A 25,785-nucleotide genomic window follows, 5' to 3' on the forward strand; every position below is an offset into this window, starting at 1 on the left:
GTTCGACTCCGATGATTGGTTTTGACGCCGATGCGGTGCATCGCGAGTTCGGTCTGGCCGAGGACGAAGTGCCGGTCATGCTGTTGTCCATCGGGACGGAGCGTGCGGGAAACTGGGCGCAGAAGCCGCGCCGACCGCTCGTCGAAGTGCTGGATCTTGTCTAACCATTGGTTAAATCAATCACTTAAGGACGAATACGATGCCAAGAACTACTGCCCTCAAGCCGGAACAGGTGCCCGCCGGTTCGAAACCGACTCTCGATGCGTTCACGAAGAACATCGGGTTCACCCCAAATATGATGGCGGCCTTCGCGCAGAGCCCGATCGCGTTCAACGCATGGGCCACCCTGCTCGGCTCCTTGAGCAAGGCGCTCGACGTGAAGACACGCGACAGCATCGGCCTCGCCGTCTCCGAAGTGAATGGCTGCAACTACTGCCTGACGGTTCACAGCTTTACGGCAGAGCATATGGCCAAGCTGCCGGCTGATGAAATCGTTCTCGCCCGGAAGGGCCACGCCACTGACCCGAAGCGGGACGCCGCCGTCCAGTTTGCGCGCAAGGTCGTCGAAACTCGCGGCCAGGTCACTGACGCCGATCTGAAAGCCGTCCGCGATGTCGGATACACGGATGCGAATGTCATGGAAATCATCGCGCTGGTGGCCATGTACTCGCTGACGAACTTCTTCAATAACGTGTTCGATCATGAGAAGGACTTTCCTGAAGTGACGCCTGCTGGCTCGATCTGAAAGCTGACAAGCTCAGGAGAAAGAAGTTGACACTCAATCATCCAATTTTCAAGCGGTGGCCGGCGCGGTCCCCCGATCGGCTGCAACTCTTTTCTCTTCCGACACCCAATGGGGTGAAGGTCGGCATCCTGCTTGAGGAAGCGGGCCTCGCCTACGAGCCGCACCGGATTGACATCATGGCGAACGAAAACCACGACCCGGCCTTTCTCGCGCTCAATCCCAGCGGCAAGATCCCCGCAATCTATGACCCCGACGGGCCGAGCGGCGCGCCGCTCGCACTGTTCGAATCGGGCGCGATCCTCCTGTATCTTGCAGACAAGACGGGGCGATTTATCTCGGCCGATTTGAACACCCGTTACGAAACGATCCAATGGGTGATGTGGCAGATGGGCGGAGTCGGGCCAATGTTCGGCCAAGTCGGCTTCTTCAACAAATTCGCCGGGAAGATCTATGGGGACAAGCGCCCGCGCGACCGTTACGCGACCGAATCAGCGCAGCTTCTCGGCGTCCTTGACGACCGTCTCGCAAGCCGAGAGTGGGTGATGGGGGCTGATTACAGCATCGCCGACATTTCGCTGCTCGGCTGGRTGGGCAATCTGATCGGGTTTTACGAAGCGCGCGATCTCGTCGGCTTCGACCGTTTTCTTAATGTGCAGGCCTGGTTCAACCGTGGCCTCGCGCGTCCGGCGGTGCAGCGCGGGCTCGAGGTAACGGCAACTGACCGAGGGGACTAAGTTATGAAGATAGTCATGATCGGCTTCGTAAAGCCATTTGGAGTTTTCATATGAACATCCTCCATATTGATTGCAGTCCGCGTCCGGAATCACACAGCCGCCAGCTTTCGGCGGCGATCGTCAAAAAACTCCTTGAGGTTGCGCCCGGCGCGAGCATCAACCGGCGAGACTTTGCCAGTGCCCCCCTTCCGCACGCTTCGCCTGACTACGCCATTACCTTGTCTTCCCCTGCCACCTTGGCGGCCCCATTGAAGGGCGCGCTGGAGCTTTCCGAGACGCTTATTCAGGAAGTCGAGGCGGCCGATGTGATTGTCATCGGAACGCCCATGAACAACTTAACGGTTCCCTCAGTCTTCAAGGCATGGATCGACCAAATCCTTCGCGCCGGTCGCACCTTCAAGTCGACGCCGGCCGGGAAGGTGGGAATGCTCCGGGATCGTCCCGTGTATATCGGCATCGCTTCTGGGGGCGTCTTTACCGGCGACCGAGCCAACCAGCCCGATTTTCTCAGGCCGTATCTATCGGTGGTGCTGAACACCATTGGGCTGAAAACTCTGCAATTTCTCTCCGTGCAGGCCACTGCGTTTCTCGACCAGGACCAAGCCACTTTAGCCAGGGATAAAGCGCTCGCGGCGATCGACCTCACTGCCATGGGAGAAGTTCCATGTCTATGACTGAAATCACTGCCGACATGGAGACGATCATCAAGCAGGCGATACTGTCGTTCGTCGCGACAGTCAACAAAGACGGAACGCCCAATCTTTCGCCGAAGGCGTCTTTGACAGTCAGGAACGGCGTTCTCTACTTCGCCGATATCGCATCGCCCCGGACGATACTGAACATGAAGTGTAATCCCGCTGTCGAAGTTAATGTCGTCGATATCTTCCAGAGGCGCGGTTATCGATTCAAAGGCCGAGCGTTGGTACTGTCGGCAGGCGATGATGATTATTCGATGATCGCCGATTGGGTTCGGGCGACGAACGGCGCGGAGTACCCCGTCGATCATGTTGTCAAAATCGAAATCAATTCGATCACCCCGTTGCTGTCACCGGCACATGTCTTTGCCGTCCCTCCTCGAAGTCAGGACGAAATCAGGAGCACCTACTATAAAAAGTACGGTGTGAAAGCCATCGGGGCATAGATGCAGGGTCCGCGAAGAACGAAACGACTCGGCAGGTCTGCATTCGGCAGCGGGGCAGTCATCCAAATTTCAGGAAAATTCTATGCAATCGGTTGGCATCAAAAATATCGAAAGCAACGATTTTGATATCTGGCTCCCGCTATGGAAAGGGTATCAGCGATTTTACGGAGTGGATATCGCCGAGTCCGTGATGCTCAAAACCTGGGCGCGCTTCTTGGACCCGGTCGAGCCGATGCATGCAGCGCTTGCTTTCGTGGGCGAACGAGCAGTAGGCCTGGTGCATTCGATCTACCACCGATCCGGCTGGACGGCGAGTGACGATTGCTATATTCAAGACCTGTTCGTTGCCGCCGATGGCCGTGGCAGTGGTGTCGGCCGCGCGCTGATCGAGTATGTCTATGCGCATGCGAGAAAACGCGGGGCGTCCCGCGTGTACTGGCTGACGCACGAATCCAACCATAACGCCAGGCAGCTTTACGACCGCGTCGCTGGTCGCTCGGGTTTCATCCACTACCGAAAGCTACTTGCCTGACACGCTGATCCGCCAGTAGTTCCTATGGCCCAGGCTGACTGCCTGAGCCATCTCCTGAAGATGATCGCCGTCCCTGGCCGGCTGGAGATCCGCTGCGCCTACGGCGCGCCATGGCGGGGCTTTGGTGTGGCACTTGATGCGCCGAGGCGTGGGCTGGATCAGTGCATTGAAGAGCGTGTCGATCCGCGCCCTCGTGGATCAGAACTTCAAGGAGTCGTGGATGAAGACATTGATCGTGGGTGACAAGCCAACTGCTGCGCGATTGGCAGAGCGGCTCAAGCGAGCCGGTAGTCATGCGGAGTACCAGCGCATTCAATGCGTGTTGATCAGCGCCACGCTGGGCAGTTCGGACCCGATCGACCCCGGCGAGGTGGGTGCCCCAAGGACTGTTCGCGGTGGGGTGAACGAAGGACAGTGCCGAATCCATGATGTCGCGACAAGAGCTGCCAATAGGTGACGGATGCGGGTGCGCCTCAGCCCTGCTCAGTCGACCTTGAGGTTGCGCTTGTGCACAACGTCGGACCACAGCGCAGTCTCGCTGGCGATGCGCTGCCCGAGTTCCTCGGGGGTGCCGGCGCCGGGCTCCATGCCGAGCGCGGTAAACCGTTCCCGCGTTTCCGCCTTGGCGAGCATGCGGTTGATCTGGTCGTTGAGCTTGTTGACGATTGGCTTGGGCGTGCCCGCAGGTGCCATGAGGGCGTACCAGGAGATTGCCTGGAAGCCAGCCAGCCCCTGTTCCGCGATTGTGGGCACCTGCGGCAGTGCAGGTGAGCGCCGCGGGCTGGCGAGTCCAAGGGCCTTGAGCTTGCCTTCAAGGATGAAGGGCACGGCCGTCGACGTGGGTGCGAACATCATGTTGACCTGGCCGCCGACTAGGTCGTTGATTGCCGCTCCGATGCCCTTGTACGGCACGTGCACGAGCTTGACGTCCGCGCGAAGCGCCATCAATTCACCCGCCAAATGCGCCTGGCTGCCTGCTCCGGGTGAAGCGAATGTGAGCGTGTCGGGCTTCTCGCGCGCTGCCGCAATCAGTTCCTGAACGTTGGTTACCGCGAGCGACGAGTTGACGACGAGAATGTTTTCCGCAGTTGCAAGTAGTGCCACTGGGGTCAGATCCGCCGCCTTGTATTGCAGATTGGTGAACAGGGACGGGTTCACCGCAATATTGCCCACCGGCACGATGCCCAGCGTATATCCGTCCGGATTGGCTTTCGCGAGGGCATCTACCCCGATGTTCCCAGCAGCGCCGGCCTTGTTGTCGACAATGACCGTGGCGCCGAGGCCTTCGTGAAGTGCGTGGCCGGCGATGCGTCCGAGCAGGTCCGCCGGGCCTCCCGGGGGAAACGGAACCACGATGCGCACCGGCTTGGTGGGCCAGTTGTCGGCGAATGTGAACATGGGCGTGCCGGCGAGTGTGGCGGAGGCAAAGGCGAGCAGAAGTCGTCGTTTCATGTCGGAGCTCCTCTATTGGAGGTAAAGATTGGCGGTCGAATTGCGCCAGCAACTCGTACTCGCTGGTGTCCGGAAATGCGAAGCCCCTGAGCAGCAGCAACGCGCATTCGGACTTCAGTTCCGAGTGTTGCACGCCGCGCTGCGGCGATGCCCTCAGGCGATCCGATAGCGCAAGCGTGAGGCTGATTGTGGAGAAAAATGGTGGGATCGGTGTCCAGCGCGTGGATGCTATCGTCCGCACCCGCGCTGCGTACGCCGGAGCGTCCTGGCGCAGCGGCTCGTGGTGGTAGGCGCGGCACGTCGTGGTAGTAGCTGTCCAACGGTCCCACATCGACATCGCTGAGCGCGAACGGATCAACGACGCCACGCGCATTCACCAGGTTGCCGACGGACCGGGCATAGAGGCGTGGGCGCGCACCTGCGCGGAACGCCCGCAGGTGCGCATTGAATGCAACTAAGCCCGCCATTGAGTCGACCAACGTGTACGCGGCGATGCCGCTGAACGTGTCCTCCAAGCATCGGACCGGAGAATCCGCACGCACCACCACGTCTGTGTAGCAGCGCGCAAACCCCTCGAAGCGTGCCGGACCCGGAATTGGCGCGGCGATGACCTGCGCAGCCGGAGTGCGGAGGGCGTGGGGCAGGCCGCATATTATCGCCAAGCCCGGGTCGCCGCACGCCCACAGCGTGTCCAGCGGCTCTGGAGAATCGTCGATCGCGACCCACGGCGCCTGGACGTCATCGAGCACACCGCGCAGCAGCCGCTGCCACACGTGCTTCGCGCGTGTGCTGCCGAAGTACATGCGGGCGTTGGCGATGGGCATGGCGATCAGCGGAAGCGCAGCGTCTGCCCCAGGTCCATGAGGCGGGCCTTCTGCAGCATGAAGGCGCCAAGGGCAATATCAGAGAGAGATAGCCCGCGATGCCAGAAGAGGTTCGTCTCGTCCGGCCTTTCGCGGCCCGGCTTCACGCCGGCGACGATCTGGCCCAATTCCGCATGCAGGTTGCCTTCGTGCAGACGTCCGCTGTCGACATGCGCCCGCAGTGCGCCGAAGGGTCCAGCCTTCGCCTGGCCCCAGTCGTCCATCACCATCTTGTCCATGATGTCGGTCAGCGACAGCTCCACTGCGCTGTTGGTGCCGTACGGGATGACGAGCGCGCCCTTCTTGATCCATTCGGTTTTCAGGATCGGCGTCGGCTTGTCCAAACGGGAGGCCTCCACCACGATGTCGGCGCCGCGCACGCAGGACTCCCAGTCGGACGTGACGGTGATCTTCTTGCCCAGGTCGCGTTCGAGGCGGGCGGCAAACGAATTGCGGCTTTCCGGGCGGCGCGAATGCACGCGGATCTCGTCGAAGTGGAAGATGGAATCGAGCAGCCGCACGTTCCAGTACGAAGTGCCGCGCGCGCCGATGTGGCCCAGCACACGCGAATCTTTGCGGGCGAGGTGAAGCGCACCGATGGCCGTGATGGCGCCGGTGCGCATGTCGGTGATGTCCGACGCATCGATGATCGCTACGGGCGCACCGGTCTGCGGATCGAACAGATTCAGCAGCGCCAGTTCTGACGGCAGCCCGCGCTCGTAGTTGCGGTAGAAGTCCCCCACGACCTTCACTCCGGCCAGTTGGAGCGGGCGAATGTAACCACGCAGCACGTTGAAGTGGCCCGGGTAGTCTTTCTCCGGCATCAGGTGCATGCGCGGCTCGATCGCGGTCTGGCCCAGGCCCTGCGCTCTGAGGCCTTCCTCCACAGCGCGCAAGATTTCGTTGTCCGTGAGGGCCAGCGCCTGCACGTCAGCGTGATTGAGGTATTGGAGATCAATGTGAGGGGTGTCGGTCTTCATGCTATTTCCTTCAGGGAGTTCGTCTATTCAGGAGTGAACCATCGGCAGGTCTAGCCCGTTCTCGCGCGCGCACTGCAGGGCAAGGTCATAGCCGGCATCTGCATGGCGCATGACGCCGGTAGCGGGGTCGTTCCACAGCACGCGACGGACCCTGTCCGCGGCCTCGGCGGTGCCGTCGCACACGATGACGACCCCGGCATGCTGCGAGTAGCCCATGCCGACTCCGCCTCCATGGTGGATGCTGACCCAGGTGGCGCCGCTGGCGGTATTGAGCAATGCATTGAGCAGCGGCCAGTCGCTAACCGCGTCGCTGCCGTCCTTCATCGCTTCAGTTTCACGGTTAGGCGAGGCGACGGAGCCGCTATCGAGGTGGTCACGCCCGATCACGATGGGCGCCTTCAGCTCGCCGTTCTTGACCATTTCATTGAAGGCCAAGCCGGCGAGGTGCCGCTCGCCCAGACCGATCCAGCAGATGCGTGCCGGAAGACCCTGGAAGCTAATGCGCTCACCCGCCATGTCGAGCCAGCGGTGCAGCGAGGCGTTGTTTGGAAGCAGCTCCTTCAGCTTGGCATCGGTCTTGCGGATGTCCTCCGGGTCGCCCGATAGCGCGACCCAACGGAACGGGCCGACGCCGCGGCAGAACAGCGGCCGGATGTACGCGGGCACGAACCCGGGGTAGCCGAACGCATCGGCGACGCCGAAGTCCTGCGCTACCTGACGCAGGTTGTTGCCGTAGTCCACGGTCGGCACTCCCATCGTGTGGAAGGCCAGCATCGCCCGAACGTGCTCAGCACACGATTCACCCGCCGCCTTCATGAGCTGCGCGTGCTTCGTCGGATCCTTCTGCGCGGCCTGCCATTCCTCCACCGTCCAGCCGATCGGGAGATAGCCGTTGATGATGTCGTGCGCGGAAGTCTGATCCGTGACGATGTCTGGACGCGGGCCGCCGGCCCTCGCGCGCCGGGCGAGCTCCGGCACGATCTCCGCCGCATTGCCGCACAGTCCGATGGACACCGCCTCCTTGCGGCTGATGTAGTGCGCGATTAGGTCTAGCGCCTCGTCCAGGTCCTTCGCCTGTTCATCGAGGTACTTAGTGCGCAGGCGGAAATCGATCCGTGACTGCTGGCATTCGATGTTGAGCGAGCAGGCTCCGGCGAACGATGCTGCCAGCGGTTGAGCGCCGCCCATTCCACCGAGACCCGCGGTGAGGATCCACCGCCCGGAGAGATCGCCGCCATAGTGCTGGCGTCCGGCTTCCACGAACGTTTCGTACGTGCCCTGCACGATGCCTTGGCTGCCGATGTAGATCCAGCTGCCGGCGGTCATCTGCCCGTACATCATGAGCCCCTTTCGGTCGAGTTCATTGAAGTGCTCCCACGTCGCCCACTTCGGCACTAGGTTCGAATTGGCAATCAGCACCCGCGGGGCGCCCACATGCGTGCGGAACACGCCTACCGGCTTGCCGGATTGGACCAGCAGGGTCTCGTCCGACTTCATGCGTCGCAGCGTGGCGAGGATGGCATCGAACGCAGGCCAGTTGCGAGCGGCCTTGCCGATGCCACCGTAGACCACTAACTCGTTCGGGTTCTCGGCCACTGACGGATCGAGGTTGTTCTGGATCATGCGAAAGACAGCCTCTAGCTGCCAATCGGCGCAGCTGAGCTGGTTGCCTTGCGGTGCGTGCACCGGGCGCGCCGCCGATGCGGGGAACGGAGGTTGCGAGAGGTCGGACATGGTCGGATTCATGGGGTTGGTCGGGTTCGGCAAGTTGTCTATACAAAGTCGACAGTTCGGAGCCTACTTGTCTATACAAGCTGTGTCAACCGGGTTATGATTCCCCGCATGAAAAAAACGGAACGACCTGCGTACGACCAAGTGAAGGAATGGATCCGGCAACACATTGCGAGCGGCGAGTGGCGCCCCGGCGACATGGTACCGAGCGAAGCGGCGCTGATGAGTCGCTTTTCTATTAGCCGCATGACTGCCAATCGCGCACTGCGCGAACTCGCCGCAGTAGGCCTGGTCACCCGCCTTCAGGGCTCCGGCACGCGTGTGGCGCAGCTGCACCGAATTTCGTCTCAGCTGGTCATCCGCGACATCCATGAGGAGGTTCTGGCGCGCGGCCACGTGCCAACTACCCGAGTGATGGAAGCCGCGCAGGTGAAGGCTGGCGCGGAGGTGGCGGAGTCGCTCGCAGTCCGCAAGGGCGCGCCAGTGTTCCACACGGTCATGATCCATTTGGAAAACGGCGTGCCGATCGTCTACGAGGACCGGTACGTCAATCCCAAGGCGGCGCCGCAATATCTCCATGCAGACTTCATGAAGGAGTCGCCCACGCTGCACCTGCTGCGGCATGCGCCGGTGACCGAGGCGAGCTACTCGATCGAGGCTTCCTTGCCGAACGCCGAAGAGAGTCGGGCGTTGGACATCGGTCCGAACGAGCCTTGCCTTGTCATGATGCGACGCACCGTCAGCGGTCCGCACGTCGCAAGTGTTGCGCGCCAGGTGTATCCGAGCTCCCGGTACAGCCTCAGCGGTCAGTTTCAGGCATGAGCTGGTCCATCGTTCATATGGCGAGCGTTGCCTCGGGGTTATGGCGCAATGGCAGTCGCCTCACCCGCGAGTTGCTCACATGGCCAATGCGCAACGAGTGGCAGGTGCGCATCTCCGTGGGGGACGTGAAGGCAGACGGCCCTTTCTCGCGTTTCGAGGCAATCGAGCGTTGGTTCGCGGTGCTCGAAGGCGAGCGCGCAGCGCGCAGCGCGCGCGGACCGGCTTATCGGCTGACGATGGAGAGCGAGCCGTTCCTATTCGACGGAAGAGAGCCCATGGAATGCGCGCTGCTCGGCGGCGCAACGCGCCACTTCAACCTGATGGCGGCACTGGCCAAAGGCGAGATTGGTCGCGTGCGCGGATCGCAAGCAGTCTCAACGAACGCACCAGGCCCTGTGGCCGTCGATGCACACGCGCAAGGCGCGCAGGTCATCTTCGGCAGCGAAGCCATCGAACTGCCCGTCGCGTACTTTGCGTCGCGCCTGCAGGACCGTCCGCTGACCGGCGCCGTCCGTGGTCAGGATGCACCCCGGGCGGAGGTACTACGTTGAGAGTCCAAATCTGGGAAAACGCACGCGTCGCAACAATGGCCGCCAATGTGGCGGCGCCATACGGGATGATCGAAGACGGCGCCGTGGCGGTGCGCGGCGGCCAGATTACCTGGGTCGGCCGGCGCCAGGATCTTCCTCCGGAATTGCGCAACGGCTCCGAGATTCACGACGCGGAGGACGGACTACTGACGCCGGGCCTCGTCGACTGCCACACCCATCTTGTCTACGCCGGCAATCGCGCCACCGAGTTCGAGGCACGGCTGAATGGAGCCACCTACGAAGAAATCGCGCGATCCGGTGGCGGCATCCAGTCGACCGTGCGCGCGACCCGTGTGATTGACGAGGAAGGTCTCCTCGTTCAATCGCGCCGGCGCTTACGCGAGCTGCGCGCGGAAGGTGTCACCACGATCGAGATCAAATCCGGCTACGGGCTGAGCGAGGAAGCCGAGGCGAAGTGCCTGCGCGTCGCGCGGCGGCTCGGAGAGGTGGAGCACGTGACTGTGCGCACCACCTTCCTCGGTGCTCATGCGCTGCCGCCGGAGTTCACCGGGCGCGCCGACGACTACGTTGCTGAGGTCTGCCGCATCCTGCAGCTCTTGCACGCGCAGGGGCTGGTTGACGCGGTCGATGCATTCTGCGAATCCATCGGCTTCTCGCCCGCGCAGACGCTGCGTGTGTTCGAGGCAGGACGCGCTCTCGGCTTGCCGGTGAAGCTCCACGCGGAACAATTGAGCGACACCGGAGGCGCGGAATTGGCTGCGTCGTACGGTGCGCTCAGCTGCGACCACCTCGAATGGCTGTCGGAGGACGGCGCCCGCGCCATGGCGCGCGCCGGCTCCGTCGCCGTGTTGCTGCCTGGAGCCTTCTACTTTCTGCGCGAAACGCGGGTGCCGCCGATCGGCCTGCTGCGCCGTCATGGCGTGCCTATGGCCGTCGCCACCGACTGCAATCCGGGGACCTCGCCCTGCAACTCGCTGTTACTGATGCTGAACATGGCCTGCACACTATTGCTCCTCACGCCGCAGGAGGCGCTGGCCGGCGTCACGCGCAACGCGGCGAAGGCCCTTGGCCTCGCTGACCGCGGCGTTCTCGCGGCCGGTCTGCGCGTTGACTTCGTCCTGTGGGACGCGGCGAACCCCGCCGAACTTTGCTATGCGCTCAGAGCGAATCCCCGGCGCGCCACTTTCATCGCAGGACTTCTCGCATGACTTTTTCCTTGCGCAATGGCAGCCAGCCCCTGCTCGTGAGCATCCCGCACATGGGCACCGAGTTCCCGGAAGCTCTGTGCGGCTCGTACGTCGAGCGCGCACTCGCGGTGGAAGACACCGATTGGCACCTCGACCGGCCCTGTGCATTCGCGGACGAACTCAGCGCGAGCGTGCTCCAGCCGAAGTTCTCGCGCTACGTCATCGACTTGAACCGGTCGCCCGACGACCTGCCGATGTACCCAGGCGCGTCCAACACCGAGCTATGCCTGACGCGCTTCTTCACCGGCGAATCGATCTATTGCGAGAGCTGTGCCGTCAACGCAGTGCAGCGCCGCGAACGGCTGGACCTCTACTGGCGGCCCTACCACCAAGCGCTGCGGATCGAACTCGATCGCATTCGGCAGGCGCACGGCTTCGTCCTGCCGTGGGGCGGGCACAGCATCCGCGCCGAGATCCCGTGGCTGTTCGAGGGCCGCTTGCCGGACCTGAACATCGGCACGGCGGGCGGCGAGGCCGCGCATGCGTCCATTCCCGATGCCGCGATCCGCGCCGCATCGAGGGACCCGCGCTTCACCCATGTGCTGAACGGCCGCTTCAAGGGCGGCTACATCACGCGCCGCTACGGCCGGCCCGCTGAGAACGTGCATGCCGTGCAGATGGAGATGTGCCAGTGCACCTACATGCGCGAGGAGTTGCCGTTCGACTGGATCGACGAGTGTGCGAGACAAGTGCGGCCGGTGGTGCGCTCAATGGTGGAGACGGCGCTGCAGGCGTGCCGCGAGCTGCATGACTGAAGCGCGCCGCTTCTTCGCCGCGCAGGCGTGGGTGGCCGGTGCGTGGGCGCATGACGTGCTACTGGAGGTGGGCACGGACGGGTTGTGGTCGCAGGTGATCGTCGGCTGCAGCGAAGCCGATCGCACCGGAGCGGAGGTGCTGGAGGGACCCGTGTTGCCGGGCCTCGTCGACGCGCACAGTCACGCATTCCAGCGCACCATTGCGGGTCTGGCCGAGTGCGCGGCGCCCGGTCGCGATGACTTCTGGAGCTGGCGCAACCGCATGTATGCTGCAGCGCTGCGCATCGGGCCCGAGCAGTTGGAGACCATCGCCGCGTTTCTCTACACGGAGCTGCTGCGCGCGGGCTACACGCAGGTCTGCGAGTTCCACTACCTGCACAACGACGTTGACGGCACTCCCTACGCGGTTCCGCTGGAGATGTCGCTGGCGCTTGTGCGCGCGGCGCAGCGTACGGGCATCGGCCTGACATTGCTGCCCACGTTGTACATGCGGTCCGGATTTGGCGCTAAGGGGCTGACAGAGGACCAGTGCCGTTTTGCCTCGACACCGGAATCGGTGCTGCGGATCGCGGCGGAAGTGCGGCAGGCTGGCTCCGACTCGCGCAACATCACAGCGGGAATCGCCCTGCATTCCCTGCGCGCCGTCGATGAGGGCGTTTTCTCCGACGTAGTGACGGCTGCCCGTGAGGGCCGCATGCCGGTACACATCCACATCGCCGAACAACAGCTGGAGGTCGAGGATTGCATACGGTGGCATGGTCAGCGCCCGATCGAATGGCTCTTGGACCACGTGAGCGTCGACCAGCACTGGAACCTGGTGCACGCCACACGGAGCACGCTGGAGGAGATGGCGATGGTAAGGGAGCTGGACGCCTCGATCGTGATATGCCCAAGCACTGAGGCGAACCTGGGCGACGGCTTCTTCGACCTGCGAGGCTGGCTCGAGATCGGAGGCCGCTGGTCTATCGGCTCAGACAGCAATGTCACCCGAAGCCCCATTGAGGAGCTTCGCCTGCTTGAGTACTCGCAACGTCTGAGCTTGCGCGAACGGAACGTGGCCGCGCGTGCCGCGGGGGCGGACAGCACCGCAGGCGTTCTATTCAACGGTGCGTTGAACGGCGGCAGCGGGGCGGCCGGTCAACCCTGCGGCGGCTTGGCGGTGGGGCAACGCGCCGACTTCTGCGTGCCAGATCCGTCTTCAGCGGCGCTTGCCGGCGTCCCCGGGCCACGCTTGCTGGACGCCTTGGTGTTCTCATCGCCTGGTACCACCATGGTGCGCGTGTGCGTCGCCGGACGCGACGTCGATTTGCATCCTGCCACCGGGGAGTTCGCGGCGCTGATGAGCGAACTGTGGTGAGCGCGCCGGGCAGCTCGCAAGTGCTATGGCGGCAGTGCACATCGAGAGCGAATGGCCTGGCCTCATGCGCGGTCTGCGCCGCGCATCTGCATCCGCGGTTCCAAATCAAGACGACGACCCAGGTGGCGCTCATCGAAGCGGCAGGGGCGATGCTGAATGCCTCGGCAGCGACGCTGGCCAGGGCTTTGGAACAAATGGTTTGACGTAGAACAGGAGAGAAACAGATGACGAAGAATCCGGCAGGCATGAACGACGCGGGCCAGACCACCGGGGATGCGGCTTTACGCGATCTAACGAACGAGGCACGGGTGGTTCGGCTGATGTACCCAGAACCAGCGACCTATGAGGTTGCTCCACAAGGGATTGCGAGAAACTCGCTGATCGGCGTCCCGAAGGAAACGGCGCCGGGCGAGAAGCGCGTCGCCGCCGTCCCGGACGTGGTTGCCAAGCTCGTGAGGCTCGGTTTCATGGTCGCGGTGGAACGCGGCGCTGGCGATGCGGCCAACTTTGCAGACGAAACCTACCGTGCCGCGGGCGCCGAGGTGGTGCCGGAGGCGGCGCAGCTCTGGTCGCGCGCTGATATCGTGTTCAAGGTGCGCCCGCCGACGCCGGCGGAAGCGGGCCTGCTGCGAGAGGGCACGACGCTGGTCGGGTTCATCTGGCCCGCGCAGAACCCCGAACTGATGCAGCAGCTGGCTACGCGCCGAGCGACTGTGCTGGCGATCGACTCGCTGCCGCGCCAGCTCTCGCGCGCCCAGAAGATGGATGCCTTGACCTCAATGGCGAGTATCAGCGGCTATCGCGCCGTGATCGAGGCCGCCAATGTCTTTAGCCGCTTCTTCAATGGTCAGGTGACCGCCGCCGGCAAGATCCCCCCGGCACGCATCTTCATCGCCGGCGCTGGCGTGGCAGGCTTAGCCGCGATCGGCACCGCGGCCAACATGGGCGCGATCGTGCGTGCCAACGACACGCGCGCCGAGGTGGCCGACCAGGTGGCCTCGCTGGGGGGCGAATTCGTCAAGGTTGAGTACGAGGAAGACGGCTCGGGCGGCGGCGGTTACGCCAAGGTGATGACTGAGGGCTTCCAGCAGGCGCAGCGCGAGATGTACGCGCGCGAGGCCAAGGACGCCGACATCATCATCACCACCGCGCTGATCCCCGGCAAACCGGCGCCCAAGCTGATTACCGCGGACATGGTGCGCAGCATGAAGCCGGGCAGCGTGATCGTCGACATGGCCGCCGAGCAGGGCGGAAACTGCGAACTGACCGAGCCCGGACAGGCCGTGGTGAAACACAGCGTCACCATTATCGGCTACACCGACTTGGTGAGCCGCCTGGCCAAGCAGTCGTCCACGCTCTATTCGAACAACCTGCTGCGCGTGGCCGAGGAGCTGTGCAAGACGAAGGACGGCCGCATAGATGTCAACATGAACGACGACGCCATCCGCGGCCTCACGGTGGTCAAGGAAGGCAACATCACCTGGCCGCCGCCGCCGCCCAAGATCCCGGCGGCGGCGGCCGCCAAGCCCAAGGCGGCCGCGACACCGCTGGCAGTACCGAAAGCCCATGGCCACGGCGCCAGTGAGCCCATGTCCGCCAAGTCGCTGGTCATTGTGTTCGGCGTCGGCGCGCTGTTCCTCCTGCTGGTGGGCCTGTACGCGCCCGCGACATTCCTGTCGCACTTCGTCGTGTTCGTGCTCGCCTGCTTCGTAGGCTACATGGTGATCTGGAACGTGGCGCCCTCACTGCACACCCCGCTCATGAGCGTGACCAATGCCATCTCCTCAATTATCGCTATCGGGGCACTGATCCAGGTGGCGCCCCCGCTGGCCGGCACCGCCAACGACCGGCAGAACCAGCTGATCCTGGCCCTCGCCGTGTTCGCCCTCGCGCTCACGGTCGTCAACATGTTCGGCGGCTTCGCAGTCACGCGACGCATGCTGGCGATGTTCCGCAAATGAGGCAGGCAAGCACATGAACTCAAACCTCGCCACTGTCTCCTACATCGGTTCCACCATCCTATTCATCCTGAGCCTGGGGGGCCTGTCCAATCCGGAGACAGCCCGCCGCGGGAACGTCTTCGGCATGGTCGGCATGGCGCTCGCCGTGCTGGCCACGGTGTTCGGACCGCGCGTGACGCCGGCCGGCTATCCGTGGGTCGTCGTGGCCCTGGTCATCGGCGCCACCGTCGGCCTGCTCGCTGCCAAGAAGGTGCAGATGACGCAGATGCCGGAGCTGGTCGCGCTGATGCACAGCCTGGTGGGCCTGGCAGCCTGCCTGGTCGGCTTCGCCAGCTACGTCGACACGTCGATCGCCTTCTCGACGGCGGCCGAGAAGTCCATCCACGAGATCGAGATCTACATCGGCATCCTGATCGGCGCGGTGACCTTTTCCGGCTCCATCGTCGCTTTCGGCAAGCTCTCCGGCAAGATCGGCGGCAAGCCCCTGCTGCTGCCGGCCCGTCACTGGCTCAACCTGGCTGGGTTACTGGTCGTGATCTGGCTCGGCCACTCTTTGCTGCATGCAGAGACCATTCAGGCCGGCATGACGCCGCTCCTCGTGATGACGGTTGCCGCGCTGCTGTTCGGCGTACACATGGTGATGGCCATCGGCGGCGCGGACATGCCGGTGGTGGTCTCCATGCTCAATAGCTACTCGGGGTGGGCTGCCGCCGCCACGGGCTTCATGCTGAGCAACGATCTGCTGATCGTGGTGGGTGCGCTGGTCGGCTCCTCGGGCGCGATCCTGTCATACATTATGTGCCGCGCGATGAACCGCAACTTTCTGAGCGTGATCGTCGGGGGCTTCGGCACCGGCGGAGGCGCACCGACGGCCAAGCGTGAAGCGGCGCAACCTGCGGGCGAAGTGTCACCTGTCAGCGCGGTCGATACAGCCGAGCTGCTGCGCGAATCCAAGAACGTCATCATCATCCCCGGCTACGGCATGGCGGTAGCGCAGGCGCAGCACACCGTGTCCGAGATCACGAAGCTGTTGCGTGACAAGGGCGTGAACGTGCGCTTCGGCATCCACCCGGTCGCGGGGCGCATGCCGGGCCACATGAACGTGCTGCTCGCCGAGGCCAAGGTGCCGTATGACATCGTGCTCGAAATGGACGAGATCAACCAGGACTTCCCGGCCACAGACGTGGCCATGGTGATAGGTGCCAACGACATCGTGAACCCGGCGGCTCAGGACGACGCGGGCAGCCCGATCGCAGGCATGCCGGTGCTGGAAGTGTGGAAGGCCAGGACATCCGTGGTGATGAAGCGCGGCATGGCTTCCGGCTATGCGGGCGTGGACAATCCGCTGTTCTACAAGGACAACAACCGCATGCTTTTCGGCGACGCCAAGAAGATGCTCGAGGAAGTGCTAACGGCGCTGAGGGCCTAGACAAACCGGCCTTCGAGGTCCTCGTCGCTCAGGCCCTGTGCGACGCTCCAGTCCACGCCGGCCGCGCGGCCCCGGCGGGCGTACTTACCCACCGTGGCCTTCGGGATGCCCAGCGCTCGAGCCGTCTGGGAGTGACTGAGGTTTGCCTCAAGATGCAGGCGAAGAGCTTGCCGTATCTGCCCCCTCGACGGGCCTGGCGAAGAGATAGCCTTGAAAGAACGAGATGTCAAGTTCGCGCTGCATTTGCACTTCTTCCGGTGCCTCGACGCCTTCTGCAACCACCTTGATAGCGAGTTCCGCGCAAGTGGCGGCAAGGCCTTTCACGATGGCTCGCTGGACGAAATCGGTGTGTATGTTGCGTATCAATCCGATATCGATCTTGACGATATCGGGCTGGAAACCGGCAAACAGCCCGAACCCAGAAAAACCAGCGCCGATTCGCCACGGCGCTGCTGAAGCATTCGCCGTGGGCGCAGATGTCTTGGGGAAGCACATTGAGGCTAAGGCTCGACTCCATATTCAGCCGGAGGCTTATTCGATTGCTTTGACGCGACAGGGCTGGTCGAAAGCGAAGCATTTCTCAGGGCCAAACCGTGCAAAGACCTCCGCAGCGCCTTCTCCGGCGAGCCGCACACAAAGGCCTCATGCGCCCAGATCCCCCTGTCGGCCACATTCACAATCGGCTGAAGAGCCGCCGTACGGCCCAAGTCGGCGGGGGTCAATCCGATGCTGACCATGTCGCAGGTCATCGTTGGCGGCGTGACGCCTCAAATGCGCACTCATGGCGCCCAGAAGCAGGTTTGCGCAATAGCCCTTCCGATAGGCCTGAGCGAGGCTCACAGGCCCTTGCCGCGGCGCTCCCCCGCACCGTCTCGGGACAGCGGCTGCTTTTCTGTTGGCGAACCCAAGCCGCGCATCGAATAAAGAGCATTTCCAGCAGATCTTCGCGCTCAAATGTAGCCATGGGTGAAAACACCCGTTGAAGGAGGAGGCCAGATCGATGGATATCGGCGAAACCGTCAACGCTGCCTTTCGCCGGTGCAACACGCAGGAAGAAGCGGAATGTCCAGCCATCGTTGATGTAAAGGCGGACGAAATGATGTAGAGGAATTGGGTAACCATGGCGCTTTGTCATGAGCTACCAGTCGGATCGAAGGTGTCGGCCGATGTAGGACTTCGGCGCGAGCCGCGGCGGCCTGGAAGGGGCATCAAGAGCATCGTTCCCCCGCCTTGGCCTGGTCGACCACCTTCGCGGCGAGTCGGGCTGCCATTTGCAGTCGCTTCAGATCACGCACTGCGGTCAGTGATTCGCTGGATGTGAATCTGAAGCAGCAGAGGGCCCCGTAGGTGCTGCCGTCGGCCCCCACGATCGGCGTACTCAGGTGGGCGCCAACGGGGAATGGAAACGTCGGCAATTCCGCAATGCGCTGACTCCTCTCGAAGCGGGACACGAATGCGACATCTATCGCCAAGACCTCGCGCACGACGCGTAGCAACTCCTTCACCGACTCGTCGATGAGAGGATCGCTCTGATCGGCAGTGGCTACGACGAAGCCAGCCATTCGGCGATCGAAGTCGTCGCCCTCGTCTTGAGGATCTGACATCAGTGGCGTCCTTGTCCGATCTCGCTGAACTGCCGGGTGAGTCGGTTCGTATGGTTGATCATTTTCAGGCAGCCGCCCTGTTCACGTTTTCGAAAATTCGGGTAATTTTTTCTTCCAGTGTGGCTGCGGTAAAAGGCTTCACGACGTAGCCGTTCGCACCCGCCTGCGCGGCGGCAATAATGTTTTCCTTCTTGGCCTCCGCAGTCACCATCAGCACGGGGAGCTTCGCCAGTTTGGGATCGGCGCGAATCGTCTTCAACAGGGTAAGGCCATCCATGTTGGGCATGTTCCAGTCTGACACGACGATGGCGTAGTTGCCGCCTTGCAACTTCGCCAGTCCCGCGACGCCGTCCTCAGCTTCGTCAACGTTCGTGAACTCGAGCTCCTTCAGCAGGTTGCGCACGATACGGCGCATGGTCGGGAAGTCATCCACAACCAAAATTCTGAGGCTCTTGTCGATCATGTTGTTGCTAATCCAGCCATGCGTTTCAAATAGGGTCGGCCCGCTCGCGCAAAGCGAGCACATTGCAAGAGTTTCGCCGTCCGCCCAGGGACTGCGCGTCCTCGGTCGCGCACCCAGCCGATCATCCAGATCAAGCCGTATTGCTGCGCGATATGCCTAGTACGTGACTTCCGCGGGGCTCACGTCTTGGGCCCATGCCAGGGCCGACAGGTGCGCGGCATTCACCTTGTCCGCGCTCATGAAAAGCGACTCCGACAGCTCGGCGGCCTTGCTGGCGTCGACCTCGCAAGATTCGGCCAAGGCGAGAAAATGGCCGTAGATGCCGGTGCGTGTGAGGATGGCCTGCTGCACCGCTTCGGAAAGCTGGACCTTGTCGAGCACTTCTTCCATCGAGACGTCGAGCAGGCGGTCGATCAGGGAAAACATACCGACCACGAACAGGTTGTCGGCGTCGTCGGGCGCCAACAGGCCCTGTCCCATGAGTTCGACGAAGCGCCCGCGCATGATGGCCTTCTTGGTCATGAAGGCCAAGCTGGCCTTGTTGCTCGTTGCAAGCAGCATGGAAAGCCAGCGAAATAAGGGGGAGTAGCCCAGCATCGGCACCGCATGGTGCAGGGACTGGATCTCGACGCCGATGCCGAAGGCCGGCGAGTTGATGTGGCGCAGCAGTCGATAAGTCAGCGCGACGTCGTGCTTGAGCGCAGCCTCGATGGTCCGCACATCTTCGTTGCGCTGGATCATCTGCATCAGGCGAACGATCAACATGGCTTCCGGCTGCAGACTCGCGCCCGTTTCGTTCGCCGCTGCGATGGCCTGGCTCCCCGGCACAAAAACGTCGGCGCGCGCAGCGCACGCGTCAAAAGCCTGCCAGCTCGCCATGCGCGTGGCAATGGGCTGGATGACGGGCATTCCCGGTTTTCGCTCTTGGTTCAGGCTTGCGACCAGGTCGGGACACCCCTCGCCTACGTCCATGTGGGTGATGAGAACAAGCGCTTCAGGGTCTTCAGGCAGCATATTCGCGCCGCACAGCATGAAGCCGTACCCCTGCGCGTGAAGAAATTGCAGCATCGGCCGGATGTCCCCGGCCATCAGCATGTCCATGCCGATGCACAGGACGACGTTCACCGGCGGCAGCGCCTGCAGCTCCTCCAGGAACAGGCCATCGGCTGTGAGGTCGAAGAAAAGGACCAGACCACCAAGGCGCCAACCTGTCTTTGGGGTGTTGAGGTTCATCGCAATGCAGGAAATCAGAGACCGGAAGTTCTGCGAGGCGTTCGATTCGCCATTCTGTGAGGCCGTGCGCCAAGCAAGCCTGTAACCCCTAACGCGTTTTTGTGCGTCCAGGTGCAGTGCGTAGGTCACGAAACCGCCCGCGTCGCCTTGAGTTGATGGAATGGTCTCCGCCGCCACGGCGGCGTGATCGCCATCCTCGCTGTGTCTGGATTCTGGTCGCCGAAAAAAATCAAATCGCATTGTTATTTGCTTGGTGGTGAGCCCAGTTTCGCGTCACACTTCCAGACCGAAACCGATCCGAGGTTCCGAGATCTAATGGAGAATAAGCATGGGGCCCGTCCGTGTTAATACGTAGGCGCACGTACTTGGTGCAACCTCGTCGCGGAAAGGGGGCTCGATGACGGGGAGGCCCTCGCCGTGGTGCGCATTTCAGCGATCGTGGACGCTGATTTCAGCGTGATCGCGGAGGGTGTTTCAAGGTGATCGTGGACGATCACGGAAGCACGCGAGTGAAGGGTTCATCGTATCTCAGTCGTCCACGATCTCGCTGAAGCGCCGAGCGTTGTCCATGCCGGCGAGCATTGCCGGGGTGGTCAACGCGGCGCCGAAGGCGGTGAGGGTTGCCTTCTCAGCCCGCCATGTCCAGGCGGTGGTCAACGCGAAGCGTTGTCCACCGCCCACCTCTATGCTTCATTTTTCTAATTTGTCGCCAGGCGCGCAGCGCCTGGCCCCCTTAGATCGCCGCTGCCGCTGCCGAGTTGTTTCCGGGCGCGAGTTCTCGCAGCCGGTCGAGGATTTCCACGGCCGTCATTCCGGGTTGTCGCTGCAGCCAGCTGCGAGTTTGATCTTCTTAGGCGTCCAACATGCGCGGCTTTCGAGGTGCGGGCTTGATATGCCGATAGGGTCGACGATGAATCGCGCGGCACTCTCCGCCTTCGGCGGTCGTGCCGGGCGCTGGGGCACTGATGACCTCATGGGCGCTTCTAATAGCACCCGCGACTTCGCGGTGGTCTACTCGGCGTCCCAGGTCCTCTTGAGCAGCCTGGATCTCATTCAGAAGCACGACGGGGTCTGCAGTTGCCAGCATTTGCGCCAACCTGCTGTTGGGCGCCGCTCCGATCGCACCATGTGCCAGCACCCGGTTGGCTGGCGGCAGAGGGGATGGTATCGCTTGACGACCTTGGCACCTATCCGAGACTTGCTGCGCAGCTTGAAAGACGGTTGCAATACGTTCGTGTGGATGCGGGCCGCGGCGTACAGCTTGGTCAGTGCGTACAGGGACTCCAGGCCTTCAAAGCGGCCGTAGCCAACCAACCTGCGTACGATGGCGCCGTTCTTCTGTTCGACCCAGGCTTGATCGTTCTTGCGGTAGGCGCGCGATCGTGTGATTTCAAGTCCTTGCAAACGGCACCATTCCACGACGCGCTCGTTCATGAAGACGCTTTCGTTGTCGAAGTCCACGCCGCAAATTGGGAACGGGAATAGAGCGCGAGCGCGGCCGATGGCGTCGATTACCAGGGTGCTGTCGCGCGTCAGTACGGGCACGCACTCCGTCCATCCGGTGGCAACGTCCGTCAGCGCCAGCGTCTGGATGAAGTTGCCCGCAACCTGGGGACCGCAGTGCGCTGTCAATGGCCCAGTCGGGAGACGGACAGGTCGCGCAGCTTTGACGCATAAACCCCATAAGACTCCGCATCTGCCGACCAATCTTCAATCCAGGTTTTCAGGCTTCGCATCTCGGAGTCCGTATCGCTCCAGCGTCGCACGTTGGCGAGCACGTCGGCCAGCGCAGACAGCTCCGGATGATTCTTGGGTCCTTCTGCGGCCTCCCCGGGCGTGGATGCTGTCAAGGCAGCGCGAACTTCTGAGGCCGTCGCCGGTCGGGAGACTGTGCCGTGCCGGATGTACGCGCGCGAATTCACGTAGTACAGAGGCTCTGAACCCTTCTCGACAGTGACGGCGAGAACGCCGATCCCATTTGCCGATGTCCAGCCGATCGTCGGGCGGACGGGGGGATCGATGATCAGGCAAACGCCCACGATTCTCCTACCGAGATCATCTCGAACCGCTGGGTCATGTGCATTTTCGACTCCTGGAATCGAGCGGTCATCTGCCACTCCAAGAAGGAGTCGGCCCCCGCTGCTGGAAGCGAAAGCCCCGATTTCCTTGGCAAGGTCCCGCACCTGCTTTGGCAGCTATCGCTTGAATTCCACAGTCTTGCTCTCACCGCCCTGAGCAAGCCGAAGAAGATCTTCAGATAGCTGGGCGTCAGCCCACGGTTCGATGGTCATAGCGATATCATGCCCGCGCCTCGAAAGATCTCCACGAATTCCCGAGATCCCTGTAGCGTCTGGTGCACGCCCACGTCGCGTGATTGCCATTGACTTTGAGTAATCGCTGGTGTGTCCACCATGAACGTATCAGCGCGCCTGCGGGCCCGCGGCTGTTTGACCGAAGAGAAGCTTCTTGCCTTCCTCCGTCACCGCAGGGCGCGATGCGAAAGGCTCGCCGCGCGCATAGGCCCTTATCGTCGCGGGACGATTGCGAATCGCATCAAACCATCGCCGCAGATTGGGGAAATCGTCGAGCTGCTGCTGCTGACGTTTCCACGGCACCACCCAGGGGTAGGTCGCCATGTCTGCGATCGAATAGGCTTCACCGGCGAGATATTCCTGCACGGCCAGACGTCGGTCGAGCACACCGTACAGGCGGTTGGTCTCGTTGACGTAGCGCGTGATGGCATAGAGGATCTTCTCGGGCGCATAGATGCCAAAGTGATGATTCTGACCGGCCATGGGCCCGAGTCCTCCGACCTGCCAAAAAAGCCATTCCAGCACAGCCTTGCGTCCGCGCAGGTCGGTTGGCAGGAAGCGAACTGTCTTCTCCGCGAGATAGACCAGGATGGCGCCCGATTCAAAGACGGTCACAGGCTTCCTGCCGTCGACCGGCTGCATGTCGATGATCGCCGGCATCCGGTTGTTCGGCGCGAACGCGAGGAACTCCGGCTTGAACTGATCGCCCGCACTGATGTCGACAGGATGGATGCGATATTCGAGACCGGCCTCCTCCAGAAACATCGTGACCTTGTGGCCATTGGGCGTGGGCCAATAGTAGAGGTCGATCATTTGTGACTTCGTCGTTGAGATGTGCCGGCGCCATCGAGCAGCGCCAATGCGGGCCGGACAAGCCCGCGCAGCAATTCCGGTTCCGGCCGCGAGCGCGCGAGGACACGCAATCCCATCAGCAAGCCGAGCAGCATCCGAGCGAGATCATCGGCCGGCAACGTGGTGTTGATCGCGCCGGCATCTTGGCCGGCCTTGACGCAGCGATGGAAGAAGGTCTCCATGTCGCGCAGGACAGTGGCCAGCGCAGCCTGAAACTCCGTATCGTGGGGTGCCAGCTCCAGCGCCGAGTTGACGATCATGCATCCCTTGCGCTCGTCATCGGCCAGCGACAATTCGATGATCTCATCGAAGAACGCACCGATGGCGGCACGGGGTGCCAGCTGGGACTCGAAGCGCCGGACCCTATCGCAAAAGCCTCGCTCGACATAGTGATCGAGCGCCTGTCGGTACAGCGTGCGTTTGTCGCCAAACGTGTTGTACAGACTGGGGCCGGCGATACCCATCGCGTCGGCCAGGTCCCGCACCGAGGTGGCTTCGTAGCCCCTCGACCAGAAGCATTGGATCGCGGCATCGAGGGCCGCTGCTTCGTCAAACTCTCTGGGGCGCGCCATGATCGTTCCTGGATCGGTTCGTGGTTGGTTTCGTGAGTGGATGCGGTGGTTGATGCCGCGTCGTCACAGTGCGCTGTGGTCCTTGACCGCGCTCTTAAGCGTCAGGAATCTTGCATCGACCGCTGCCGGATCGTTGCGGTTGAGCGCGATCATCTGGGTTCGCGCCTCGCCGCCTCGGATGACCTCGAAAGCGTTCCTGTCGATCCCTGGCACCGGCTACCGCTGAAGCAGGCTCGCGTGAGAAGCCCAGTTCGGGGCGTGCTCGATTGGATTTCATCATCGGCGTGTCCGTGCCTCCAGGGTAAGCCGTCGACACATGAATGCCTTCGCCCTTGAGCTCGCGCCTGAGCGCTTCGCCGAAGCGAGCCAGACCCGCTTTGACAGCCGCGTAGGTCACATAGAAAGGTGCGCCGACCGGGGCGATGCCGGAGGCGACGTTCACTATCATGGCATCTCCGCTCGCTCACAGGGCGGGTATCGCCGCGCGGGTCAGCAGGATGGGCGCGAGCAGATCGACGGTCACCATCTGCTCGATATCGGCTTCTGTGGTGTTCTCCTGCCGGCCAGCCCGCACGCCGCCGGCGTTGTTGACGACGATGTCGAGTCCGCGCATCTGTATCGGCTGGTCCAGCGTGGCCGGGCGTCCCTCGGGACTTCCCATGTCAGCGCAGACGCCCGTCGCCGAGTCAAGGCTGCGCAGCGCATCACCCAGGACACTTCTGCGCCTTCCCGTGATGACCACCCTGGCGCCTCGCGCGATCAACGCACGGGCCAATGCGAGGCCGATCCCGCCCGATCCCCCCGTGATGAGGACTCGCTTGTTCTTCAGCTCCATTTCAAATTCCTTGCGCCGATGCAGGGGGATAGTTCGACGGGAAGAGCGCACGCTTGGTCTCCTCGTCGTTGATCGCCTTGAACGCATGGCTCTTGGCGAGCGCCCGGGCGCGAGCGACCGCCGGACGCGAATCCACGCCTGCGAACCACCGCTTGAGTTCGGGAAAGGCCCCCAGGGGATCCTCGGCGCCTTTGCGTACGCGGGAAGCGCGATCGAGCCAGCCCCAGGCGGAGATGTCGGCGATCGTGAAACCGCTGCCGACGATGAAGTCGCGTCCCGATAGGTGATCGTTGAGGACCTGGTAGTGCCGCTCCGCCTCGCGGCGGTAACGATTGGCCGCATAGTCTAAGCCGTCGGGCGCGGCGAACTGGAAGTGCACCGCCTGCCCGGAAAATGGCCCCAATCCCGAGGCAATGAAGAGCAGCCAGGACAGCAACTCCGGCCGATCCTCGGACGTGCCCAGGAGCTGGCCGGTCTTTTCCGCCAGATAGATCAGGATGGCGGTTGAGTCGAAGACCCTGGCTTCGTTGCCGCCCGGCCCGTCGGTATCGACGATGGCCGGCACCTTGCCGTTCGGATTGATCGCACGAAAGGCCGGCGCATGCTGCTCGCCCTTGCTCGTGTCGACCGGCAACGCTTCGTAGGCCAGACCGGTTTCCTCCAGAAAGAGCGCGATCTTTGCGGGGTTGGGGGTCGGATGAAAGTAGAACCGGATCATGGTGTATGCATCGTGGTTGTGGAAATCGATGGCTTCGCTGCTTTACGGGCACGACGTGCTGCCAGAAGTACGCCGCCAACAACGACGGCAAGTGCAACGCACTCCCCACCAGACGGCAGCTCTCCAAGTACGGGAATGGCGGCCGACGAAGCAACGACCGGAATCAGGGCGATGATGGCTGTGGCCGCAGATGGGCCCAGAAGCGCGACAGAGCGATTGAAGGAAACGATCGCAACGCCGCTCATCAGGACACCCTGATAGACGGCCTGCAAGCCGATCTCGCTCGGCGAGGCCATTGCGAGGCGACTGAGCCCGCCAAAAATATAGATCGGCAGGAAGAGGACGGCCGACCAGAAGCAGATCAGGGCCGCGGCCTGCACAGGTGTCAGGGCGCTGCGCCGAAAAAGCAGCGTGTAGACGGCCCACATGGCGGCGGCAGTCATTAGGGCGATGAGGCCCATCGGGTTCATGCCACCGTGGGCGGAAACACCGCCTGCAACCATGCACACCAGTCCGATGATGATGGCGAGGTAGCCACACCACCGCGCGCTGCCCTGCTTCTCTTTCAGGAAGATCCGCGCGAAGGCGCCCGCAAATACCGGCATCAGGGTCGGCGCGATCGCCGCCGCGCGTCCGGCCGACGTGAGTTGTAGGCCGAGCGCGACCGCCAGGACAAAGGGCAATCCCCAAAGGCACGCATAGAGCAGCCCCTCACGCCATTCCTTGGCTGATAGGCGCCTCTTTCCCCTCTCAAGAAACAAAACTGAAGACGCGGGCATTCATGCGACAACCGGCGTCTGAGTGATCTGGAAGCCAAGCGCGGCGGCGCGGCGCTTGAGTGCGGCGATAGATCGCTCGCGCTGCTGCTCTTCATAGCGTTGCTGGCCTTGATCGAC

At 62.7% G+C, this 25,785-nt stretch carries 29 protein-coding genes and 2 pseudogenes; 14 read left to right on the forward strand and 17 right to left on the reverse strand.

The genetic code is table 11. The features are described from left to right. From AC1DNF_RS32590 to AC1DNF_RS32620, 7 genes and pseudogenes are all read left to right on the forward strand, one after another. Positions 1-164, forward strand: a pseudogene (locus AC1DNF_RS32590) (nitroreductase family protein); the annotation flags it as partial. Between the two features lie 35 nt (positions 165-199). Then, a complete protein-coding gene (locus tag AC1DNF_RS32595) occupies positions 200-745 on the forward strand; it encodes a carboxymuconolactone decarboxylase family protein (RefSeq protein ID WP_478152802.1) in 546 nt (181 codons plus the stop codon). Positions 746-771: 26 nt separating this feature from the next. Beyond that, positions 772-1,479 carry a glutathione S-transferase N-terminal domain-containing protein gene (locus AC1DNF_RS32600; protein ID WP_478152803.1) on the forward strand — a complete coding sequence of 236 codons (708 nt, stop codon included), beginning with the start codon at positions 772-774 and terminating at the stop codon, positions 1,477-1,479. A 50-nt stretch (positions 1,480-1,529) separates the two neighbouring features. Next, complete coding sequence (locus tag AC1DNF_RS32605; protein WP_478152804.1) at positions 1,530-2,153, forward strand: FMN-dependent NADH-azoreductase; 624 nt, start codon at positions 1,530-1,532, stop codon at positions 2,151-2,153. Further along, a complete protein-coding gene (locus AC1DNF_RS32610) occupies positions 2,150-2,620 on the forward strand; it encodes a pyridoxamine 5'-phosphate oxidase family protein (protein ID WP_478152829.1) in 471 nt (156 codons plus the stop codon). Before AC1DNF_RS32605 ends, AC1DNF_RS32610 begins: the two co-directional genes overlap by 4 nt. Before the next feature lie 82 nt (positions 2,621-2,702). Then, positions 2,703-3,152: a GNAT family N-acetyltransferase gene (locus AC1DNF_RS32615; RefSeq protein WP_478152805.1), complete on the forward strand. Its 450-nt coding sequence runs from the start codon at positions 2,703-2,705 to the stop codon at positions 3,150-3,152. 220 nt (positions 3,153-3,372) lie between these two features. Further along, on the forward strand, positions 3,373-3,609 hold the full coding sequence (locus AC1DNF_RS32620) for a hypothetical protein (RefSeq protein ID WP_478152806.1): 237 nt from the start codon (positions 3,373-3,375) through the stop codon (positions 3,607-3,609). 26 nt (positions 3,610-3,635) lie between these two features. On the opposite strand, the gene AC1DNF_RS32625 is transcribed toward AC1DNF_RS32620, so the two are convergent. Genes AC1DNF_RS32625 through hutU form a run of 4 tightly spaced genes read right to left on the reverse strand, consistent with a single transcriptional unit; the run spans position 3,636 to position 8,181 of the window. After that, positions 3,636-4,604: a Bug family tripartite tricarboxylate transporter substrate binding protein gene (locus AC1DNF_RS32625; protein ID WP_478152807.1), complete on the reverse strand. Its 969-nt coding sequence runs from the start codon at positions 4,602-4,604 to the stop codon at positions 3,636-3,638. Then, positions 4,601-5,428, reverse strand: coding sequence for a substrate-binding domain-containing protein (locus AC1DNF_RS32630; protein WP_478152808.1), 828 nt, complete (start codon positions 5,426-5,428; stop codon positions 4,601-4,603). The genes AC1DNF_RS32625 and AC1DNF_RS32630 overlap by 4 nt, the downstream gene beginning before the upstream one ends. Before the next feature lie 5 nt (positions 5,429-5,433). After that, positions 5,434-6,447, reverse strand: coding sequence for an ornithine cyclodeaminase family protein (locus tag AC1DNF_RS32635; RefSeq protein WP_478152809.1), 1,014 nt, complete (start codon positions 6,445-6,447; stop codon positions 5,434-5,436). Between the two features lie 27 nt (positions 6,448-6,474). Beyond that, the gene (hutU, locus tag AC1DNF_RS32640; RefSeq protein ID WP_478152810.1) at positions 6,475-8,181 is read right to left on the reverse strand and encodes a urocanate hydratase; all 1,707 of its coding nucleotides are present in this window, start codon (positions 8,179-8,181) and stop codon (positions 6,475-6,477) included. A gap of 108 nt (positions 8,182-8,289) precedes the next feature. On the opposite strand from hutU, the gene hutC reads away from it, so the two are divergent. The 7 genes from hutC (at position 8,290) to pntB (ending at position 16,300) form a co-directional block, all read left to right on the forward strand. Next, positions 8,290-9,000 (forward strand): histidine utilization repressor, encoded by a 711-nt coding sequence (gene hutC, locus AC1DNF_RS32645; RefSeq protein WP_478152811.1) that lies wholly within the window; start codon positions 8,290-8,292, stop codon positions 8,998-9,000. Beyond that, on the forward strand, positions 8,997-9,551 hold the full coding sequence (locus AC1DNF_RS32650; protein ID WP_478152812.1) for a HutD family protein: 555 nt from the start codon (positions 8,997-8,999) through the stop codon (positions 9,549-9,551). Before hutC ends, AC1DNF_RS32650 begins: the two co-directional genes overlap by 4 nt. A gap of 35 nt (positions 9,552-9,586) precedes the next feature. Beyond that, the gene (gene hutI / locus AC1DNF_RS32655; RefSeq protein ID WP_478152813.1) at positions 9,587-10,759 is read left to right on the forward strand and encodes an imidazolonepropionase; all 1,173 of its coding nucleotides are present in this window, start codon (positions 9,587-9,589) and stop codon (positions 10,757-10,759) included. Further along, complete coding sequence (hutG, locus tag AC1DNF_RS32660) at positions 10,756-11,553, forward strand: N-formylglutamate deformylase (protein ID WP_478152814.1); 798 nt, start codon at positions 10,756-10,758, stop codon at positions 11,551-11,553. Before hutI ends, hutG begins: the two co-directional genes overlap by 4 nt. Continuing rightward, positions 11,546-12,910 carry a formimidoylglutamate deiminase gene (locus AC1DNF_RS32665; RefSeq protein WP_478152815.1) on the forward strand — a complete coding sequence of 455 codons (1,365 nt, stop codon included), beginning with the start codon at positions 11,546-11,548 and terminating at the stop codon, positions 12,908-12,910. The genes hutG and AC1DNF_RS32665 overlap by 8 nt, the downstream gene beginning before the upstream one ends. Positions 12,911-13,230: 320 nt before the next feature. Beyond that, complete coding sequence (locus tag AC1DNF_RS32670) at positions 13,231-14,871, forward strand: Re/Si-specific NAD(P)(+) transhydrogenase subunit alpha (protein WP_478152830.1); 1,641 nt, start codon at positions 13,231-13,233, stop codon at positions 14,869-14,871. Positions 14,872-14,884: 13 nt separating this feature from the next. Next, positions 14,885-16,300, forward strand: a complete 1,416-nt coding sequence (gene pntB, locus AC1DNF_RS32675) for a Re/Si-specific NAD(P)(+) transhydrogenase subunit beta (protein ID WP_478152816.1) — start codon at positions 14,885-14,887, stop codon at positions 16,298-16,300. Here pntB and AC1DNF_RS32680 read toward each other — a convergent pair. From AC1DNF_RS32680 to AC1DNF_RS32740, 13 genes and pseudogenes are all read right to left on the reverse strand, one after another. Next, complete coding sequence (locus AC1DNF_RS32680; RefSeq protein ID WP_478152817.1) at positions 16,297-16,530, reverse strand: sigma factor-like helix-turn-helix DNA-binding protein; 234 nt, start codon at positions 16,528-16,530, stop codon at positions 16,297-16,299. The two genes, pntB and AC1DNF_RS32680, sit on opposite strands and share 4 nt — an antisense overlap. Next, the gene (locus tag AC1DNF_RS32685) at positions 16,448-16,795 is read right to left on the reverse strand and encodes an EAL domain-containing protein (protein ID WP_478152818.1); all 348 of its coding nucleotides are present in this window, start codon (positions 16,793-16,795) and stop codon (positions 16,448-16,450) included. Before AC1DNF_RS32685 ends, AC1DNF_RS32680 begins: the two co-directional genes overlap by 83 nt. A gap of 713 nt (positions 16,796-17,508) precedes the next feature. Then, a complete protein-coding gene (locus tag AC1DNF_RS32690) occupies positions 17,509-17,904 on the reverse strand; it encodes a hypothetical protein (protein WP_478152819.1) in 396 nt (131 codons plus the stop codon). 64 nt (positions 17,905-17,968) lie between these two features. After that, on the reverse strand, positions 17,969-18,367 hold the full coding sequence (gene cheY / locus AC1DNF_RS32695) for a chemotaxis response regulator CheY (RefSeq protein ID WP_478152820.1): 399 nt from the start codon (positions 18,365-18,367) through the stop codon (positions 17,969-17,971). Positions 18,368-18,523: 156 nt separating this feature from the next. Continuing rightward, positions 18,524-19,840 carry an EAL and HDOD domain-containing protein gene (locus AC1DNF_RS32700; protein WP_478152821.1) on the reverse strand — a complete coding sequence of 439 codons (1,317 nt, stop codon included), beginning with the start codon at positions 19,838-19,840 and terminating at the stop codon, positions 18,524-18,526. A gap of 288 nt (positions 19,841-20,128) precedes the next feature. Next, positions 20,129-20,257, reverse strand: coding sequence for a hypothetical protein (locus AC1DNF_RS32705; RefSeq protein ID WP_478152822.1), 129 nt, complete (start codon positions 20,255-20,257; stop codon positions 20,129-20,131). A gap of 396 nt (positions 20,258-20,653) precedes the next feature. Continuing rightward, positions 20,654-21,232, reverse strand: coding sequence for an integrase catalytic domain-containing protein (locus AC1DNF_RS32710; RefSeq protein ID WP_478152823.1), 579 nt, complete (start codon positions 21,230-21,232; stop codon positions 20,654-20,656). Then, entirely contained in the window at positions 21,229-21,783 is a 555-nt protein-coding gene (locus tag AC1DNF_RS32715; RefSeq protein ID WP_478152824.1) for an AlbA family DNA-binding domain-containing protein, read from the reverse strand. Before AC1DNF_RS32715 ends, AC1DNF_RS32710 begins: the two co-directional genes overlap by 4 nt. 237 nt (positions 21,784-22,020) lie before the next feature. Then, complete coding sequence (locus AC1DNF_RS32720) at positions 22,021-22,725, reverse strand: glutathione binding-like protein (protein ID WP_478152825.1); 705 nt, start codon at positions 22,723-22,725, stop codon at positions 22,021-22,023. Continuing rightward, on the reverse strand, positions 22,722-23,336 hold the full coding sequence (locus tag AC1DNF_RS32725) for a TetR/AcrR family transcriptional regulator (protein WP_478152826.1): 615 nt from the start codon (positions 23,334-23,336) through the stop codon (positions 22,722-22,724). The genes AC1DNF_RS32720 and AC1DNF_RS32725 overlap by 4 nt, the downstream gene beginning before the upstream one ends. Positions 23,337-23,643: 307 nt before the next feature. Then, positions 23,644-24,258, reverse strand: a pseudogene (locus AC1DNF_RS32730) (SDR family NAD(P)-dependent oxidoreductase); the annotation flags it as partial. Then, positions 24,173-24,889, reverse strand: a complete 717-nt coding sequence (locus AC1DNF_RS32735; RefSeq protein WP_478152827.1) for a glutathione S-transferase family protein — start codon at positions 24,887-24,889, stop codon at positions 24,173-24,175. The gene AC1DNF_RS32735 and the pseudogene AC1DNF_RS32730, both read right to left, overlap by 86 nt. Continuing rightward, complete coding sequence (locus AC1DNF_RS32740) at positions 24,886-25,668, reverse strand: DMT family transporter (RefSeq protein WP_478152828.1); 783 nt, start codon at positions 25,666-25,668, stop codon at positions 24,886-24,888. The genes AC1DNF_RS32735 and AC1DNF_RS32740 overlap by 4 nt, the downstream gene beginning before the upstream one ends. Positions 25,669-25,785: the final 117 nt, after the last annotated feature.

This window comes from Variovorax sp. 01T432, assembly GCF_056398605.1.